This window comes from Vibrio sp. J2-3(2022) (assembly GCF_021725735.1).
GTDB classification, from domain to species: Bacteria; Pseudomonadota; Gammaproteobacteria; order Enterobacterales; family Vibrionaceae; genus Vibrio; species Vibrio diabolicus.
In genome coordinates this window covers 1,086,667-1,105,812 of sequence record NZ_JAKKCK010000001.1, presented here as the reverse complement: position 1 = coordinate 1,105,812, position 19,146 = coordinate 1,086,667, and the positions used below count along the sequence as shown (strand labels likewise).

Annotated in this window: 16 protein-coding genes; 10 read left to right on the top strand and 6 right to left on the bottom strand. The window is 47.9% G+C overall.

Annotated features, from left to right (window positions below):
* Window positions 1-13: 13 nt before the first annotated feature.
* Window positions 14-1,363 (top strand): MmgE/PrpD family protein, encoded by a 1,350-nt coding sequence (locus L3V27_RS04745; protein WP_237311160.1) that lies wholly within the window; start codon window positions 14-16, stop codon window positions 1,361-1,363.
* A gap of 37 nt (window positions 1,364-1,400) precedes the next feature.
* On the opposite strand, the gene L3V27_RS04740 is transcribed toward L3V27_RS04745, so the two are convergent.
* Window positions 1,401-2,357 carry a GlxA family transcriptional regulator gene (locus tag L3V27_RS04740; RefSeq protein ID WP_047009304.1) on the bottom strand — a complete coding sequence of 319 codons (957 nt, stop codon included), beginning with the start codon at window positions 2,355-2,357 and terminating at the stop codon, window positions 1,401-1,403.
* Window positions 2,358-2,511: 154 nt separating this feature from the next.
* Between L3V27_RS04740 and L3V27_RS04735 the strand changes: the two genes are divergently transcribed.
* The 5 genes from L3V27_RS04735 to L3V27_RS04715 all read left to right on the top strand — a co-directional run bounded on the left by L3V27_RS04735 (window position 2,512) and on the right by L3V27_RS04715 (window position 9,115).
* Window positions 2,512-3,405, top strand: a complete 894-nt coding sequence (locus L3V27_RS04735; protein WP_005391008.1) for an alpha/beta hydrolase — start codon at window positions 2,512-2,514, stop codon at window positions 3,403-3,405.
* A gap of 58 nt (window positions 3,406-3,463) precedes the next feature.
* The gene (locus L3V27_RS04730; RefSeq protein WP_237311159.1) at window positions 3,464-4,333 is read left to right on the top strand and encodes an amidohydrolase family protein; all 870 of its coding nucleotides are present in this window, start codon (window positions 3,464-3,466) and stop codon (window positions 4,331-4,333) included.
* Between the two features lie 55 nt (window positions 4,334-4,388).
* Entirely contained in the window at window positions 4,389-7,436 is a 3,048-nt protein-coding gene (locus L3V27_RS04725; RefSeq protein ID WP_237311157.1) for an FAD-binding and (Fe-S)-binding domain-containing protein, read from the top strand.
* Between the two features lie 208 nt (window positions 7,437-7,644).
* On the top strand, window positions 7,645-8,523 hold the full coding sequence (locus L3V27_RS04720; RefSeq protein WP_237311155.1) for a DMT family transporter: 879 nt from the start codon (window positions 7,645-7,647) through the stop codon (window positions 8,521-8,523).
* 40 nt (window positions 8,524-8,563) lie between these two features.
* On the top strand, window positions 8,564-9,115 hold the full coding sequence (locus L3V27_RS04715) for a DUF2301 domain-containing membrane protein (RefSeq protein ID WP_237311153.1): 552 nt from the start codon (window positions 8,564-8,566) through the stop codon (window positions 9,113-9,115).
* Between the two features lie 8 nt (window positions 9,116-9,123).
* On the opposite strand, the gene L3V27_RS04710 is transcribed toward L3V27_RS04715, so the two are convergent.
* From L3V27_RS04710 to L3V27_RS04690, 5 genes are all read right to left on the bottom strand, one after another.
* Window positions 9,124-10,032, bottom strand: a complete 909-nt coding sequence (locus L3V27_RS04710; protein ID WP_237311558.1) for a hydroxymethylglutaryl-CoA lyase — start codon at window positions 10,030-10,032, stop codon at window positions 9,124-9,126.
* The gene (locus L3V27_RS04705) at window positions 10,032-10,871 is read right to left on the bottom strand and encodes an enoyl-CoA hydratase-related protein (protein ID WP_048625205.1); all 840 of its coding nucleotides are present in this window, start codon (window positions 10,869-10,871) and stop codon (window positions 10,032-10,034) included. Before L3V27_RS04705 ends, L3V27_RS04710 begins: the two co-directional genes overlap by 1 nt.
* Window positions 10,872-10,900: 29 nt before the next feature.
* A complete protein-coding gene (locus L3V27_RS04700) occupies window positions 10,901-12,505 on the bottom strand; it encodes a carboxyl transferase domain-containing protein (RefSeq protein ID WP_237311151.1) in 1,605 nt (534 codons plus the stop codon).
* Between the two features lie 25 nt (window positions 12,506-12,530).
* Window positions 12,531-13,700 carry an isovaleryl-CoA dehydrogenase gene (locus L3V27_RS04695; RefSeq protein WP_134645805.1) on the bottom strand — a complete coding sequence of 390 codons (1,170 nt, stop codon included), beginning with the start codon at window positions 13,698-13,700 and terminating at the stop codon, window positions 12,531-12,533.
* 63 nt (window positions 13,701-13,763) lie between these two features.
* Window positions 13,764-14,138, bottom strand: coding sequence for a MerR family DNA-binding transcriptional regulator (locus tag L3V27_RS04690; RefSeq protein WP_012842485.1), 375 nt, complete (start codon window positions 14,136-14,138; stop codon window positions 13,764-13,766).
* 277 nt (window positions 14,139-14,415) lie between these two features.
* Here L3V27_RS04690 and L3V27_RS04685 point away from each other — a divergent pair, with 277 nt between their 5' ends.
* The 4 genes from L3V27_RS04685 to L3V27_RS04670 are packed head-to-tail and all read left to right on the top strand — an operon-like array spanning window position 14,416 to window position 19,142.
* Entirely contained in the window at window positions 14,416-15,627 is a 1,212-nt protein-coding gene (locus L3V27_RS04685; protein ID WP_237311150.1) for a thiolase family protein, read from the top strand.
* A gap of 23 nt (window positions 15,628-15,650) precedes the next feature.
* On the top strand, window positions 15,651-17,144 hold the full coding sequence (locus L3V27_RS04680; protein ID WP_225461178.1) for a CoA-acylating methylmalonate-semialdehyde dehydrogenase: 1,494 nt from the start codon (window positions 15,651-15,653) through the stop codon (window positions 17,142-17,144).
* 19 nt (window positions 17,145-17,163) lie between these two features.
* Complete coding sequence (locus tag L3V27_RS04675) at window positions 17,164-18,318, top strand: acyl-CoA dehydrogenase family protein (RefSeq protein WP_237311148.1); 1,155 nt, start codon at window positions 17,164-17,166, stop codon at window positions 18,316-18,318.
* 38 nt (window positions 18,319-18,356) lie between these two features.
* Complete coding sequence (locus tag L3V27_RS04670; RefSeq protein WP_006742441.1) at window positions 18,357-19,142, top strand: enoyl-CoA hydratase; 786 nt, start codon at window positions 18,357-18,359, stop codon at window positions 19,140-19,142.
* Window positions 19,143-19,146 lie beyond the last annotated feature (4 nt).

Sequence of the window (19,146 nt, the reverse complement as noted above, 5' to 3'; positions counted from 1 at the left end):
ACTGGAGCAGTAGATGATGCAATCTATTCATCGATTTATTCACGAATTAACCTTTGAACAGCTTCCTGCTGACGTTATTGAACAAGCGAAATATTGCGTCTTGGATTTGTTAGGTGTCGCCGCAGCTGGTAAAGCGACGCAGCTGCAAAATATGGTAGCCAAACTCGCGCAGAAGCAGTTTGCCGGCGATACGCCGATGCTGTTTTCTGATCACACGGCCAGTGGTTGTGGGGCGACTCTATATGGCGGCATGTTGATTGACAGTATGGACGCGCACGACGGCCAAGTCCTGACGAAAGGCCATGTAGGCGTTGCTGTTTTGCCGGGGCTGCTCGCCAGTATGCATGAGTCAGCAGTTACGGGAGAAGAGTTATTAACGTCCCTCGTCATTGGCTACGAAATAGCAACTCGCGCCGGAATCGCGCTGCATCAAACCGCTTGTGACTACCATACTTCTGGTGCTTGGAATGCGCTGGGCGTCGCCGCAGTATCTGCAAGAAGAAAAGAATTAACGGAGGCACAAACAGGGCATGCGCTCGGCATTGCTGAGTTTTATGGTCCACGCAGCCAAATGATGCGTTGTATTGAACATCCAACCATGCTCAAAGACGGCTCTGGCTGGGGAGCAATGGCGGGCTTTGCCAGTGCAGAGCTGGCAGAAGAAGGATTTACTGGCGCGCCAGCCGTGACTCTGCTGGACCAACAAACTCACGCTTTGTGGGCAGATTTAGGGCAGCGCTGGTATATTCTGGAGCAATACTTTAAACCGTATCCGGTTTGTCGTTGGGCTCAACCTGCGGTTGAAGCGGTGAGAGCACTGCAACAAGAAAATAAACTAAAACCTGATGAGATTGAACTTATCGAAGTTCACAGCTTTCACCAGGCGGTGTGCCTGCATACCAAGCGCCCTGAGACAACCGAGCAGGCTCAGTACAGTTTGCCATTTTCAGTCGCGAGTGCGGTCATGGATAATACGGTCACGGTAGAAGCCGTTACCAAAGGACTGAAAGATCCTGCTCGCTTGGCAATTACGGAGCGGATGAAGTTAATTGAAGAGCCTGCTTACAATGATAAGTTTCCAGCCGAACGCTGGGCGCATGTCGTGGTGACGTTGAAAAATGGCGACAAACTGACTTCGCCTCCCTGTATTGCGCGAGGTAATCCTGAAAATCCTCTCAGTCGAGACGAGATGCAAGGTAAGTTTCGCACTTTGGCAGAGAAAGAATTGTCCGCTTCGCGCGTGTCAGCGATAGAAGAGGGCTGTTTGCAACTTGATAAAGCCAGTAAAGAGCAGGTACTTGCTTGGCTATCACTGCTTTACCAAGGCACTTTGTCTGATAAGCCGTCTGACACATCACGATGAGATCGAAGAGATCGAACTTCTTTTCTCTTACTCAATCTTAAGCTAAACGTCGCTCTTCACGCGGCGTTTTTTCATAGCGTTTTTTGTAGCAGCGCGCAAAATACGATGTAGAACTGAACCCACAAGCGGTGCTGATTTGAGTGATGGACAGCATGGTTTGCAACAACAAATGTTGAGCGCGTTCTAAGCGCAATTGAAGGTAGTAATTGCCTGGTTTGTCTTGCAAGTATTGCAAAAATAACCTTTCCATCTGCCTGACCGATAACCCTACTTGTTCGCCAATTTCATAGCACTTTAGCGGCTCTTCCATGTTGGCTTCCATGATCTCTACAGCGTCGAGCAGGCGCGGGTGGCGTATGTTGTGTTTACGGATTAACGACATCCGCTGTTTATCATGCGCTGGTCGAATCGCTGGGTGAATGCATTGCTCAGCCACTTGATTCGCCAAGTCGCTCCCATGTTGGTTTGTAATTAAATGAAGCATCATATCCAAACCGGCTAAGCCGCCCGAACAAGTTGGTGTGCGTGGGTCGAATTCGTACAACTCACTGGTCACGTTAATGTTTGGAAACTCCTCTGCCAGGCTGTTGGCGGACTCCCAATGCACGGTACACGTTTTGTTTTTTAACAGGCCAGCTTTTGCTAACAACACGCTGCCTGTCGAAGTCGAGCCCACGGCGATGCCTTGACGAAGCGCCTGTTTTAACCACTGATTCACCGAGCCACTCGCAGCAGCAACATGGGCGCCAATACCTGCCACAACCAGCAGCAAGTCTAAATGAGCAATGTTGTTGATTGACTGTGTTGGCGAGAATGAAACGCCATTACTGGCCGATACTTCTTTATCTTCGAATCCATAAATATCCCACTGATACAAATCGCAACCAGCGAGGCGGTTGGCCATTCGAAGAGGTTCGATAACCGCCGAAAAAGAGAGCATCGAAAAATCAGGAATAAGGAAAAAACCAATGCGATACGTGTGTGTCGTTTTCATTCTCTGTGGTCACCAAGTGGGCAGTTCGTCTATGTCGTATTTCTGGATAAGAATGTCGCAATTGTTAAATTATTGCTATCAAAATTCGAACATGATGTGACTTAAGACAAGGACTTCTTTGTCGAGCATACACATTCATTTAGACGAGATAATTATGATTGAACAAAAAGCCCCAGTAATTAGTGATGGTCTACGCCTTGATGGCGCTTTCTTTACTGACGAGAACGTTAACAACCCAGACTTACCGATCGTTATTGTCTGCTCAGGCTTTACTGGGCAAAAAAATATTCACCCAGAGCGTTACGCGAGAGCCTTAACTGCGAAGGGTTTTACGGTATTCGGATTTGACTACCGTGGCTTTGGTGAATCTGAGGGTATTCGTGAGCGAGTTATCCTAGATGAACAAGTACGTGACATCGCGAACGCGGTTGCGGTTGTGAAAAAGCGCGCTGACGAGGAAGGCCGCAAAGTCGTACTGGCTGGCTGGGGCATGGCGGGTGGATTAATTCTTGATGCTTACCGAGTTTGTCAAGATGCGATTGATGGCCTTATCTCCATGAACGGCTTTTATGATGCGGTACGTGTTCAGGTTGCTCAACGTGGCGAGCACGGCTGGAAAGCGTTCCGTCAATTTATGTTAGAAGAGCGTACACGTCTTGCTCTTGGTGGAGAAAAGCAGGGGATTGATCCATTTGAAATCTACCCGCTTGATCCAGTAAGCCGCGAATATGTATTCACTGAACTGGTCAAAGCGCCGGGCTACGGCGTGACATCTGATCTGGATTTTGCGGATTCTCTCATCAATTTCAAACCGGAAGCTCTACTGGATGAGCGATTTGCAGACGCGCCAATCTTGATTGCGCACGGTGCAGAAAACGACCTTCACCCAGTGACCGAAGCAAAGTCGCTGTACGCGAAATACCCTGGGCCGAAATCTCTATTCTTACTGCCGGAAGGTGGTCACACCGAGTGGATGTTGGACGACGATCCTAAGTTTATTCAGTTCTCTGGCGTGATCGCGAACTGGTTGAGTGAGAACTTCAGTTAAGTCTTCAAGAGGTGCTTTCGTTGATGGCACCTCTACCTTTCTGACAGGATGATTTTCGATGAGCATAATTCCATTTTGTGAAGCGGCTGACCCATTTGTAAATAAACCAACAATCGCGATTCCTGAAGGCGCGGTTGATTGTCACGCCCACGTTTTTTCTTCACGTTATCCGTACTGTGAAACGCGAACCTACACACCACCTGATGCCAGCGTCGGCGCGTACCTGCATTTGCACCAGCAATTAGGCATCCGTCATGGCGTGCTGGTTCAGCCGAGTGTGTATGGCAATGACAACCAGTTGCATCTTGATACATTACGGTATTTACGCCAGCAAGGTTACGACTACAAAGGCGTCGCGGTCGTGGATGCGGATGTGTCCGAGCAAACGCTGGATGAGCTACAAGATGCGGGATTTTGTGGGGTGCGGATGAATCTACTGTTTAAAGGTGGTATTGAGTGGCGTGATGTTGAACGTTTAGCGGCTCGCCTTGCAGAGCGACACTGGCACCTTCAATGCTTAATTGATGTTTCGCAGTTTGATGACTTATATCAGCGATTAAGGGCTTTACCCGTGCCCGTAGTGATTGATCATCTTGGGCATATGCCAACAAACAAGCTTATTTCTCATCCTGGTTTTCAAACCTTATTGAAGCTTAAGGACGAAGGGAAAGTGTGGACAAAATTGTCGGCGCCGTATCGTTTGTCGCTTCAATCACCGCCTTATGATGACGTTTCTTCGTTTGCTCAAGCTTTGTTAGAAGCGAATGAAGAGCAATGCGTCTGGGGCTCGGATTGGCCTCATCCATGTTTTGCTGCTGAGATGCCAAATGATGGCCAGCTATTAGATACCTTGTGGCACTGGACGCAAGATACGACACTGTTTGGCAAGATTCTGGTCGATAACCCCAAGCGCCTCTACCACTTTTAACTCCGCATTCATGTTACGAACCTAAAAAGACAACCGTAAGGCACCGATTCAAATTATGCTTCCTGCACTTCCGCTACAGGTTTCCTCTGATCCTGTGGTTATCAAGTTCTTTAACACCCTTAAACAGCTTGGTTTCAAGGGGGATACTGATGCTCGCTATACCACTCGATTGAGTATGGCGACTGACAACAGCGTCTACCAGCAACTTCCGTTGTCGGTCGTCTTTCCTGCCAACCATCATGATGTGGTAATACTTGGCAAGGTCAGTGCTCGTGATGAATTTAAACACCTGACCTTTTCGCCCAGAGGAGGCGGAACGGGCACCAACGGACAATCATTGAACTCGGGGATCGTGGTTGATCTGTCTCGCTATATGAATCGAGTGTTAGAGATCAACGAGCAGGAAGGTTGGGTGAGAGTGGAAACTGGGATAGTCAAAGATCAACTCAACGACATCGTTCGCCCTTATGGTTATTTCTTCTCGCCAGATCTGTCGACCAGCAACCGCGCAACATTAGGTGGGATGATTAATACCGATGCATCAGGCCAAGGCTCTTTGCAATATGGTAAAACCTCGGATCATGTGTTGGCGCTCAAAGCCGTATTGGCGGATGGTTCGGTGCTCGATACCGAAGCAATTCAACAAAACAAATGGTTAAACAGTGATGTAGTATCGCGAGCGTTAAAAATTACGGAGGAAGTTTGTCGAGACAAGCGTCAACAGATTCTGGATAAGTTTCCTCCTCTGAATCGCTTTCTTACTGGTTATGACCTAAAAAATGCCATCAACGACAAGAGTGAAGAGTTTGACGTCACGAGAATATTATGTGGCTCTGAAGGTACGTTAGCTTTTATCACTGAAGCCAAGCTCAATCTTACGCGAATACCTACCACGCGACGGTTAGTGAACGTTAAATACGATAGCTTTGATTCTGCATTGCGAAATGCTCCCTTGATGGTCGAAGCAGAGGCGCTATCGGTAGAGACGGTTGATGCAAAGGTGCTCAATCTTGCAAAAGAAGACATTGTCTGGCACTCGGTAAAACACGCGATCTCAGATGTGCGGGGCAAAGAGATGCAAGGGATTAACTTTGTCGAGTTCGCAGGCAGTCACGACGATGATATTGAGGATAAAGTTGAACGTTTACTTTCAATTCTCGATAAAGAAATAGCTCACCGACGCAGTGGTATCATAGGTTATCAAGTCTGTCGTGAACCCCAAGACATCGAGGCTATTTATGGCATGCGCAAGAAAGCGGTTGGGCTGCTTGGCGCGACCAAAGGTCAGGCAAAGCCGATTGCATTCGCGGAAGATACTTGTGTGCCGCCTGAAAATTTGGCGGACTTTATCGCGGAATTTCGTACGTTGCTAGACAGCAATAGCCTGCATTATGGCATGTTTGGGCATGTGGATGCTGGCGTCCTTCACGTGCGTCCGGCGCTCGATATGTGTGACCTTGGGCAAGAAGCGTTGATGCATCAACTGTCCGATGATGTGGTCGCGCTGGTGGCAAAATACAATGGTTTAATGTGGGGAGAGCACGGTAAAGGATATCGTTCAGAATATGGACCTGCCTTCTTTGGTGATGAGCTCTTTACTGAATTAAGGCGCATTAAAGCGGCGTTTGACCCCGACAATAAAATGAACCCGGGCAAGATTTGCACGCCACTGAATAGCGACGCTGAAATGGTAAAAGTCACAGCGACCAAGCGTGGCTACTATGATCGTCAGATCCCCGTAGAAGTCCGAGAGTCGCTTAAGCCCGTGCTGTCTTGCAATGGCAATGGGCTGTGTTTTAATTACGATTCTGATAGCCCAATGTGTCCATCATTTAAAGTGACAGCCGATCGTCGCCACTCTCCGAAAGGGAGGGCTGGGATAATGCGTGAATGGCTGCGTCGCCTTAATGACAGTGGCTTCGATTTTCTCGCTAACGAACAACAGCTTCTCAATCAAACATTATCGGTTAAGCTTTTGACTCAGAAGCTGAGTAAGTTGATATCTCGCCCCGCATCTGATGATTTATCGCATGAAGTTTATGAGGTGATGAACGGTTGTCTAGCGTGCAAAGCGTGTGCGAGTCAGTGTCCTGTTAAAGTTGATGTGCCTGATTTTAGAGCGCGTTTTTTACACCTCTATCACTCACGTTATCGCAGACCTCTGCGCGACTATCTGGTGTCGAATATTGAGCAACTGCTGCCGATTATGGCAAAAGCTCCTAAGTTGATTAATCAAATTGCATCTACTCGGCCCGTTACGCAAGTATTAGAAAAATCCATCGGTTTTGTTGATTCGCCAGTGCTATCTATCCCTACGTTGCAAAGTCGATGTCACGCACTTGGCGTGAGCCCGTTTGACTTTGCGTATCTAGAATCGCTTTCCCCAGAAGTGAAGCAAAATTACGTCTTGATTGTTCAAGACCCATTTACCAGCTTTTATGAAGCAGAGTTGGTTGCGGACTTTATTCATTTATTGCAGCAGTTAGGGAAACACCCTGTTGTTCTGCCTTTCAAACCCAATGGGAAAGCTCAACATGTAAAAGGTTTCCTTAAGGCATTCGCCAGAAATGCACAAAACACCTCGGATTTTCTCAACCAAGTTGCTGAGCTTGAAATTCCTATGATCGGTATCGATGCAGCCTTAGTGCTTTGTTATCGTGATGAATACCATCAGGTTCTAAAAGAAAAGCGGGACGAGTTTACAGTTTATACGGCTCATGAATGGCTGGTGGATACACTCAATGAATGGCCAGCTGTACGCGCATCAGATGAAGAGCCTTGGTATTTGATGGCGCATTGCACAGAAAAGACAAAAATACCGCAGACTGAGAAATCTTGGCAGTCTATTTTTCATCACTTTGGCTTAAAACTGCATGTGATACCTGCGGGATGTTGCGGTATGGCAGGGACATTCGGCCATGAAGTGGATAAGAAAAGTACGTCTGAAGCTATTTATCAACTGAGTTGGAAACCGAATATAAAGAACCTGCCCACTGAGCGTGTGTTAGCAACGGGGTATTCCTGTCGCAGTCAAGTTAAGCGTTTTGAAGGAGAGGTAGTTCGACATCCGGTCCAAGTTTTAGCCAGTTTGTTTAGTGCATAAGATGCTTAGGCAATTTAGTATACGAAAACGCTTGCCTTAAGACTTTGCCTGCCTTTAATGTATCCGACCGCAGAACTTCAATCTGCTTAACAACATAGGAGAGAATCGGGCTTTCACTTCCGCTCGACAGAAACTCCTTTCAAATTGATACAACAGCGCAGCAAACTTCCCTTGCTGCGATACTGTGTTCCATATTTTGTGAGTACTTATGTTTAACTCAGAACGCAAAGCGACGGTTATTCTGGTTGCGACAACGATGATCGCGGCACTTGGTTGGATCTTTTCTAAGGAAACAATACAGGGTTTACCACCTTTCGGCTTTATCGGGGCGCGATTTACTATTGCATCGCTCTGTCTGCTGCCGTTGTGCTATCGACCTTTGTTGAAAGCGAATTTGAGAGATGTGCTTTCTGCTGGTGGTGTCGGGCTACTGTTAGGTAGTGCCGTTATGACATGGATTTACGCCATCTCCATCAGCGACACGCTCGGGGAAGGCGCATTTATCATGAGTCTCTCCATGCTATTTGTGCCGATTGTTGCGTGGGTTATGTTTCGTCAACGACCACAACGAATTTTCTGGCTTTCTTTGCCTATCGCGGTATTAGGTCTCGCCTGTCTCTCTTTAGTTGGCGGTTGGAAGCAATCGGCCAGTCAATTGTGGTTTCTTGGGGCGGCACTGGTTCTGGCGCTTCATTTTAATGTGAACAGTAAATACTCTCAAAAATTATCTGTGTTACTGCTTACTTGCGTGCAGCTTTTTTCTGCAGGTTGTTTAGGTTTGTTGGTTTCTTTCTTTATGGAGTCTTTTCCGGCAGAGGTTGACTCCTCCATTTGGTGGTGGTTCGCGTTGAGCACTTTGCTAGCGACGAGCTTGCGTTACGTAATGCAAACCATGGGGCAAAAATTTGTTCAGGCAGGTAATGCTGCCTTGATCATGATATTAGAGCCAGTTTGGACCGTCATTCTGAGCGTGCTGTGGTATGGCGAAGTGCTAACGGCAAATAAGCTAGTAGGCTGTGTGCTTATCTTATTTTCTCTTATTATTTACCGTACTGGTGGGCGATTTCGTTTGTCTATCCCTAGGTAGCTTCAAGAGGTTTGGGTAGGGAACAATTTAGGAGTGAAGCATGGCCAATACTGAGCATCAGGAATCACTAGACTTTTTAGATATTTTAAGTGTCTGTTTATACCGTTTAGGAATTAGCGTATTTGCCTTTGGACTTATCGCGATGACGATATCGGGTTTGCACCTTATTGAAAGTTCAGCATTTTATGATCGAAATGTGTTGCTGCTCATCGCCATTGCAGGTGTATTAACTGCAGCCAATATCCATGTCTACAGTAAAACTGTGCGTACTGTCATCAGCTGGTCAACTTGGGTGGGACTGCTCTTCATGGTGAGCGATCCAGACTTATCCCGCGTGTGGCTTTCTCTCGGTTTTGTCTTTGTCACTTTTTCCGGTGTGGCGCTGAAAGAGTCCTTTTGTTTTAAAGTTCCAGGCTTGAAAGCGGTGCCAGTGCTACTTGCCATCGCAACCTTTGCGTTTTGTTTCGAAATACTGACGGTAGCGAATATTGCAACAGGGTTGTCTGGCTTAATTATGGGTTTCCTGTCTATATCAAAGTGGCGGATGCCACTTCATTTTGATATTGGTATTAAAGCAAACTACGAGGTTTAATAAACGTCTTATGTTAGAGATGTCATACGGTTACGCAAAGCTAGCGATACTTTTGACGTGGGTTCTCGATTAAGCTCTTCGCTGATCATCCAGCCAGCTTTTGCTAACAGCTCCAAGTCGATCCCCGTTTCGATCCCTAATCCTTGGCATAAATACAGTACATCCTCCGTCGCGACATTCCCCGAGGCCCCATGAGCGTATGGGCATCCACCTAGCCCAGCTACACTACTGTCGATGGTATTGATGCCCATACTTAATGCTTGATGAATATTGGCGAGCGCTTGTCCCCATGTATCGTGGAAATGGACAGCAAGTTGGGGGAGAGGTGTAACCAACATGACGGCTTCCAGCATGGCTGCAATTCGATTTGGCGTGCCTGTGCCGATGGTGTCACCTAGAGACACCTCATAGCACCCTAAATCGATGAGCGATTTGGTCACGCTCGCCACCTGTTTAGGGGCTGTTGGACCGTCGTAAGGGCAATCGGCAACGCAGGATAGATAACCTCGAACAGGGATGCCGTGTTTGGTGGCTAATCGCATTACAGGCTCGAAGCGAGTTAAACTTTCTGCAATCGAGCAATTGATATTGTGTTGGCAGAATCCTTCTGATGATGAAGTGAAAATTGCGACCTGATTGACACCAGCCTCCAAGGCTTGTTCGAAGCCTTTTAGGTTTGGTGTCAGGGCAGAATAAGTAACATTATTTCGCCTTGTTATTGCTTTCATGACCTCTGTTGAGTCCGCCATTTGTGGCACCCATTTGGGCGAAACAAAAGAGCCCGCCTCAATATGCGTTAGCCCAGTATCAGAGAGTAAGTTGATCAACCGGATTTTAGTCTGGGTCGCAACAGGAGATTCATTTTGCAACCCATCTCGTGGACCTACTTCGACAATATTTACTTTGGAAGGCAGCATTACTTGTCCTGTGATTTGGTTACCCAACTTGGGCTTCGTTTTTCAAGAAACGCTTGCAAGCCATCTTGGCCTTGTGGCGATACCCTAATGTCCGCAATGAGCTTGCTGGTATAGTGAATCAGTTGTTGATCGATGGGGTTTTGATGACATTGGTGACAGAGCGTTTTCGCTTTGCGCATCGCATCTGGGCTATTAAGTAGTAACGTCTTGATCACGCTATCGACCGCATTTTCAAGTTGTTTGGCTTCTTTCACTTCGTGCACAATACCAAACCGTTCGGCATCCTCGGCTGAAATGACTTCACCACTTAAAATATAACGTCTAGCTTGTCGATTCCCCATCGCGCGCATGACGTAGGGTGCAATGGTTGCCGGAACTAAACCAAGCTTAACTTCACTTAAGCAAAAGTTGGCACATTGGCTCGCGATGGCGATATCACTGCAACAAATCAATCCCAGCGCGCCGCCATAAGCGGAGCCTTGTACAACCGCGATGGTGGGTTGAGGGAACGAATCTAGTGTTTCCATGAGTCTTGCCAAGTTTTGGGCATCAACGAAATTATCTTGCCTCGTGCTGTCGGCCATCGACTGCATCCAATTCAGGTCGGCCCCGGATGAAAAGTGCTTGCCGTTACTTTTTAATACCAAGCATCGCACATCCGTTCGTAAAGCGAGATAATCTAGGCGGTGGATCAGCAAGTCGATCGTACAAGCATCAAAAGCATTGTGCTTGGCTGTTCTGTTTAGAGTGATGGTCGCTACGCCATTGTCATCGACATGCCAAAGAACATCATCTTGTCTTTGGGCGTTGGGAATAATGCTTGGTTGCATTTCCTGCATACTTACTTCCTTAATTTATCTCTGGATATTTACATTCTGAAGACGCCAAACTCGCTATCAGGAATGGGGGCATTTAATGCTGCCGTTAGCGCCTGACTCAACACCTGACGCGTTTGTTTGGGGTCAATAATTCCGTCATCCCATAGCCGAGCGCTCGCAAAATAGGGATGTCCTTGTGTTTCATACAAGTCTATGATTGATTCTCTAAAAGTGTGTTCTTCTTGCTCTGACCACGCTTCTCCCTGGCGTTCCTTCGCGTCTTTTCGAACTTGTGTTAAGACGCCTGCCGCTTGTTCTCCGCCCATCACAGAAATACGCGCGTTAGGCCACATCCACATCATGGTTGGATCATAAGCTCGGCCGCACATGCCATAATTGCCAGCGCCGTACGACCCACCGATGATCACGGTAAACTTCGGTACGTCAGCACAAGCGACGGCCATCACCAGCTTGGCGCCATGTTTTGCGATGCCTTCTTCTTCCACCTTTTTCCCGACCATAAATCCGGTAATGTTTTGGAGAAAGAGAAGCGGTGTTTTCCGTTTGGCGCAAAGTTCAATAAAGTGCGCGCCTTTTTGTGCCGATTCAGAAAACAAGATACCGTTGTTTGCCACAATACCGATCAAGTGTCCGTGAATGCGAGCAAAGCCACACACTAACGTTCTGCCGTACAAGGCTTTGAATTCGTCAAAATCAGAATCATCGACGATGCGGGCAATGATTTCTCGAACGTCGAATGATAGTCGTAAGTTGGCATTCACGATTCCGTAGATTTCTTCAGCATCGTAGCGGGGAGGTAGCACGGTGTTTTCCGGCTTAATCGATTTCGCTCTATTGGCATTGGCAATGGCTTCTCGAGCAAGCATTAGGGCATGCTCATCATTTTCAGCGTAATAATCAGCAACACCAGATTTACGACAATGCACGTCTGCACCGCCGAGCTCTTCACCCGTCACGACTTCGCCAGTGGCCGCTTTCACCAGAGGCGGTCCCGCCAAAAATATGGTGCCTTGCTCTTTGACCATAATGGACACATCCGCCATGGCAGGAACATATGCGCCCCCAGCAGTGCAAAGCCCCATCACAACAGCAACCTGAGGGATGCCTTTTGCTGACATCCTCGCTTGGTTAAAGAAAATGCGACCAAAGTGTTCTTTGTCGGGGAAGACGTCGGACTGATGAGGGAGATTTGCGCCACCGGAGTCCACCAAGTACACGCAGGGGAGTTGGCAACGTTGGGCTATCTCTTGCGCTCTAAGGTGTTTTTTTACCGTGAGTGGGTAGTAGGTTCCGCCTTTTACCGAAGCATCGTTGGCGATGACCATACATTGAATCCCCGCTATGAAACCAATGCCGGCGATAACGCCAGCGCAGGGGATGGATTCGTCATACACTTGCCAGGCGGCAAACTGGCTGATTTCAAGAAAGTCAGTGTTGTCATCAAGCAAGCGCGCGATGCGTTCTCGTGCGGGGAGTTTTCCTTTTTGCCTCTGGTGCTGAATGGCTTTTTCACCGCCTCCCTGTTTGATGGTCTCGATGTGTTGATTCAGTTGAGTGATCAACGTTTCCATCGCAGCTTTATTGGAAAGAAATAACTCGTCAGTTGGCTTAGTTTTACTTTTGATAATGGCCATAATGACTTCCTTGTCGTATGTTCCCTTAGCGAGATTCTTCGAACAGTTCTCGGCCTATTAACATGCGGCGAATCTCTGAGGTACCCGCGCCGATTTCATAAAGCTTTGCATCACGTAGCAAACGACCAGCAGGGTATTCATTGATGTAGCCATTCCCACCGAGCAACTGTATTGCATCAAGTGCCATTTGTGTGGCGAGTTCTGCACTGTACAGAATCGCTCCTGCGGCATCTTTGCGTGTTGCGTTACCTCGATCACAAGCCGCTGCGACGGTATATACATACGCTTTTGCTGCACTCATTCGAGAGTACATATCGGCGATCTTGCCCTGAACTAACTGAAACTCGCCAATGGATTTTCCAAACTGCTTTCGTTCATGTATGTACGGGACCACAATGTCCATGCAAGCTTGCATTATCCCGAGTGGTCCGGCAGCGAGGACGACGCGCTCGTAATCCAGCCCACTCATTAACACCTCGACGCCTTGATTCAGATCGCCAAGAATATTCTCTTTCGGCACTACGCAATTGTTAAATACAAGTTCGCAAGTGTTCGAGCCCCTCATGCCTAGTTTGTCCAGCTTTTGAGCATGGCTGAAACCTTCGATGTTGCGTTCAACAATGAATGCGGTAATACCTCGTGAACCTGCATTGACATCCGTTTTAGCGTAAAGCACCACTATGTCAGCGTCGGGACCGTTGGTGATCCACATTTTGTTGCCATTCAGTACAAAATAGTCGCCCTTGTTCTCCGCTTTCAGTTGCATGCTTATCACGTCTGAACCGGCATTGGGCTCACTCATAGCTAGGGCGCCAACGTGCGTACCGTCGATGAGTTTGGGAAGGTATTTCTTGCGTTGAGAAGGCGTGCCATTGCGAAAAATCTGATTGACGCACAGATTAGAATGAGCGCCGTAGCTTAAAGCGACGGAGGCAGAGGCTCGGCTGATCTCTTCCATCGCCACAACGTGAGCAAGGTATCCCATGCCTGCACCACCAAGTTCTTCATCGACGGTGACACCGAGCAGCCCCATTTCTCCAAACAAAGGCCACAAATGGTTCGGAAACTGGTTATCGCGGTCTATATCTGCGGCGATGGGAGCAATATGTTCCGTAGCAAAGGCATTAACGTGGTCTCGGAGCATATCGATGGTATCACCAAGTCCGAAATTCAGTGGGGCGTAGGTGCTTTTCATAACGTCTCCCGATATCAGAAAGGTGGAAAAGCCGATTGCAGTGTCGCTATTTGAGTATAGCGGTTATGTCTCTTTGCTTTTGAGTGTTTGAATACAGCGTTCTTTAGCGGCATTCAACTCTGCCATTACGACGCTGATGTCATTGAGTTGCTGTTGTAGGACGGCTTGTTTCTCTTCAATGATATTGAGCATTTTCAATAACTGTCCTTCGGTTTGTTGCATGTCATAGAGCTCGAAAAGTTCACGAATTTCTGCCAGTGAAAAACCGAGCCGTTTCCCTCTTAAAATCAGTTTGAGACGAATTTTATCTCTGCGTTGATAAACGCGCATGTTGCCTTTTCGCTCTGGTTCAATCAGACCTACGTCCTCATAAAACCGGATACTGCGAGTGGTAATATCAAACTCCTTGGCGAGGTCACTGATCTTGTATTTTTCCATAACATACTTACCTCGAATAAAAATCCAGTTTCTGGAAATCGAACCTTCAACGGAAAGGCCGAACGCAAATTTTGAAAGATAAACGCCTACTTGGTGTGTTTTTTCATCTCATTGTAAAGGCTAGTGCTATGCTTACGTAAACGTCAAGAAATCGCAGTATGAAAGTTTGTCAGTGAGAAAGGGCGACAAAGACTGGCGTAGCACTTGGTAAGCAATGTCATGCAAGGGCGTTATCAGTCAGTCTAGTGTTCACATATACCTCAAGGGAATGCGAATCATGGAAAAAGACATCTGGATTGTCAGCGCGAAGAGAACGCCGATCGGGCGCTTTCAAGGAAAGTTGCAAACTTACTCCGCTCCCCAATTAGGCGCACTGGCGATCAAGGCGGCAATGCACGAAGTGAATGTGACATCTGTAGATGAAGTTTTCATGGGATGTGTGCTCCCCGCGGGTTGTGGGCAAGCCCCGGCGAGACAAGCGGCAATTGGTGCGGATTTACCCATGAGTGTAGGGTGCACGACTATCAACAAAGTGTGTGGCTCCGGCATGAAGAGCGTCATGTTGGCGCACGATCTTATCAAAGCTGGAACGATTCGAACGGCCATTGCTGGTGGTATGGAGAGTATGACCAATGCGCCGTATTTATTGAAAGAGGCGAGAAAGGGAATGCGCATGGGCCACCAGTCGACGTATGACCATATGTTTCTCGATGGATTGCAAGATGCGTACGAAGGGCACTTAATGGGTGTTTATGCTCAGCACGTCGCAGACAGGCTTAAGTTTACCAGAGAGCAAATGGACGAATGGGCAGTGATGTCGGCAAAACGTGCGTTGGAAGCTCAAGAGCGAGGCTTATTTGCCGACGAGCTCTCACCGATTGAACTCAACACCAAGTCTGAACAAGGAACGCTGGATTACGATGAGCACCCGCGCTCGATTGATCTGGATAAAATCCCTCAACTCAAACCTGCATTTGATAAAAAAGGCACAGTGACCGCTGCTAATTCGAGTGCGATTTCCGATGGCGCTGCAGCGCTTGTTCTAATGGATGAAGAGACTGTGCTCCACCAAGGTCTTGAGCCACTCGCCGTTATCAAGTCTCACGCCACACACGCCAGAAAACCTGCTGAATATACTTTGGCTCCCGTTTATGCGATTGAACAGTTGTTGTCCCAATTGGATTGGTCAATTGACGAAGTGGATCTGTGGGAAATCAATGAAGCCTTTGCTGTCGTGACACAAATCGCGGTAGCAGAACTTGGGCTTGATATAAGCAAAGTTAATATTAAAGGCGGAGCGTGTGCACTCGGGCATCCGATAGGCGCAAGTGGCGCTCGAATTCTGGTGACATTGATTCATAGTTTGCGTCAGCTACAAGCTTTAGGTACCGACGGTGATCTAGACGCCAAAAAAGTGATGCGAGGCGTTGCGTCACTTTGTATCGGTGGTGGAGAGGCAACGGCGATAGGCATTGAAATACCGCTTTAATTGAAATCAGAAAGGAGTAAATGATGACTCGTTTGGTTCCCTTGTTTATTGGTGGAGAGTTTCGTGAATCTCAAACTTCGGATTGGGTTGAAGTGACTAATCCTGCCACTAATGATGTCATTGCGTACGTTCCCTGCTCTACGGATCACGAGATGGAAGCCGCCATTGATAATGCGAAAGAGACATTCCAATCCTGGAAGGAAGTGGCAGTATCTGAGCGTGCTAGAGTCATGCTTCGTTATCAGCACCTTCTCAAAGAACATCATGATGAGCTTGCCACACTGCTTTCTCATGAAACGGGTAAGATTTTAGCGGATGCTAAAGGCGATGTGTGGCGAGGCATAGAGGTTGTTGAGCAGGCTGCAAACATTGCCAGCAACATGATGGGCGAAACCGTCGAAAACGTTGCCACGGATATTGATAGTTACTCAATGATTCAGCCCCTAGGTGTGTGTTGCGGCATCACGCCGTTTAACTTTCCTGCCATGATTCCGTTGTGGATGTTCCCAATCGCTATCGCTGCGGGCAATACGTTTGTGCTTAAACCTTCCGAACAAGTGCCGTTGACTTCTATCCGTCTAGCCGAACTATTTGAGCAAGCTGGCGCGCCGAAAGGAGTGTTGCAAATCGTTCACGGTTGCAAAGACCAAGTCGACTTTCTACTGGCTCATCCTGACATTCGAGCGGTGTCATTTGTTGGCTCGGTTCCTGTTGCCCGTTATATCTACACCACGGGTACGAAACACTTTAAACGCGTTCAAGCTTTTGCTGGTGCTAAAAATCACATGGTGATCATGCCTGATGCGAACAAGGAACAAGTGGTGAATAACCTAGTGGGGTCCTCCGTTGGGGCGGCGGGGCAGCGTTGTATGGCAATTTCTGTTGCGGTATTTGTCGGCGATTCAAAACAATGGATTACAGACCTCAAACAGGCAATGGCGAAAGTACACCCAGGGCCTTGGGACGATGAGCAAGCTGCTTATGGCCCACTCATCAGTGAACAAGCCAAACAACGCGTATTGGACCTAATTGAAGATGGCAAACAACAAGGCGCAGTGTGTGAACTGGATGGCAGTCAGTGTGAAGTGGAAGGCTTTCCCGATGGAAACTGGATTGGCCCAACCTTGTTTAGCGGTGTAACAGCGAATATGTCGATTTACACGCAAGAGATATTTGGCCCCGTTTTAGTTTGTATGGAAGTCGAAACGTTGCAAGAGGCCATTGAGTTGGTGAATCGCAACCCTTACGGTAACGGCACTTCCATATTTACCGCTAATGGTGCTGCTGCAAGAAAATATCAGCATGACATTCAAGTCGGTCAAGTGGGGATCAATGTGCCAATTCCAGTCCCTTTACCATTTTTCTCCTTTACTGGTTGGAGAGGCAGTTTCTATGGCGATTTGCATGCGTATGGTAAACAAGCGGTACGTTTTTATACCGAGACTAAAACGGTGACGGCACGTTGGTTTGATGACGATATTCCAACGGGGCCTAATTTGACCATCCAACTGCGCTGAGTGAATAGAAGGAGCTTTTATGGACTTTGAACTTAATGAAGATCAACGTGCATTTGCCGATACCGCTCAGCAATTTTCCGATGAGCGTTTAGCACCGATGGCGGCGGAGTGGGATGAAAAACAGATCTTCCCCAAAGACGTATTTAGAGAGGCGGGAGAACTGGGGTTTCTCAGTCTCTACACTCCAGAAGCGCAAGGTGGCCTAGGGCTGAGTCGCTTAGATGCTTCAATTATCTTTGAACAACTGGCCATGGGATGTACGTCCACTACGGCGTTTATGACGATTCACAACATGGTCAGTTGGATGATAGCCAGTTTTGCTACCGATGAAGCCAAAACGCAGTTCTGTCCGAAGTTAGTTACGGGGGAATGGTTAGGCTCCTATTGCTTAACCGAGCCCAACGCAGGATCAGACGCCGCTGCACTGACCACTTCCGCTACAAAAAAGGGAGATAAGTATGTCATCAACGGCGGCAAAACCTTTATCTCTGGCGCAGGAGAGACAGATGTTTTGGTCGTGATGGCGAGAACCGGAGAAGCGGGTGCCAAAGGCGTGTCTGCATTTGTTGTTCCTGCTCAAACAGGTGGTATCAGCTATGGGCGCAAAGAACCCAAAATGGGTTGGAATAGCCAACCAACACGAGCGGTTACTTTTGAAAATGTCGTTGTTCCAGCTAGCCATTTACTTGGCGAAGAAGGTCAAGGTTTTGTCTTTGCGATGAAAGGGCTTGATGGAGGGCGTATAAATATTGCGACCTGCTCCGTCGGTACGGCGCAACAGGCCCTTAATCAGGCGGCACGGTATATTCAAGAACGTAAGCAGTTCGGCAAGCCGCTTGCGCAGTTTCAAGCCTTACAATTCAAATTGGCAGACATGGCGACAGAGCTAGTGGCTGCGCGGCAGTTGGTGCGCTATGCCGCCAGTAAACTCGACCGAAATGACCCAGATGCCACTGCTTATTGCGCGATGGCAAAACGGTTCGCAACCGATGTGGGCTTTCAGGTTTGCGACCAAGCGCTGCAGCTTTATGGCGGCTATGGTTATATCAAAGAGTATCCAATGGAACGTCATTTCAGAGATGTGCGTGTGCATCAAATTCTGGAGGGAACGAACGAAATCATGCGTTTAATCATCGCGCGCCGTTTGCTCTCTGAGGAGTCGACCTTGCTGTAGCGAAGTATTGGATTTGTTCATTGAGAAAGGATTCATATATGCCATTAACCCAAGAAGCCATTCAACATACGATCGCTAATCACGTTGCGGTGGTGACGATGAACAACCCGCCAGCCAATACGTGGACAGCAGAGAGCCTCAAGGCACTGAAGTCGCTGATACTCACACTTAACGATGATAAGCAGGTCTACGCACTGGTTTTAACCGGCAGTGGAGAAAAGTTTTTCTCTGCTGGTGCGGATCTCAAGCTATTTTCTGATGGTGACAAAGCGGTTGCGTTAGACATGGCGCGATGCTTTGGTGAAGCGTTTGAAACACTCTCGGAATTCCGTGGTGTTTCCATTGCCGCCATTAATGGTTACGCCATGGGCGGAGGTTTAGAAGTGGCATTAGCTTGTGATATTCGAGTAGTTGAAGAGCAAGCGGTACTTGCTTTACCTGAAGCCAAAGTCGGACTTTTGCCCTGCGCTGGCGGTACCCAAAACCTCACAGCGTTAGTAGGAGAAGGCTGGGCAAAGCGCATCATTTTATGTGGAGAACAAGTTAGCGCTGACAAAGCAAAAGAACTAGGCTTGGCTGAGGAGTTGGTTCCCAAAGGCGAAGCGTTAAGTAAAGCGTTGGAGCTTGCTGAATCTGTTGCGAACCAGTCACCATCTTCTGTCGCCGCATGTAAGGCGCTCATTCAAAATATGCGCTCTGCGCCACTTAAGCACGGCTTAATGAAAGAGCGAGAGTTGTTTCTGAATCTTTTTGATACGGAAGATCAAGTTGAGGGTGTTCGCGCCTTTTTAGAAAAACGCCCACCGCAATGGAAAAACCGATAGGAGG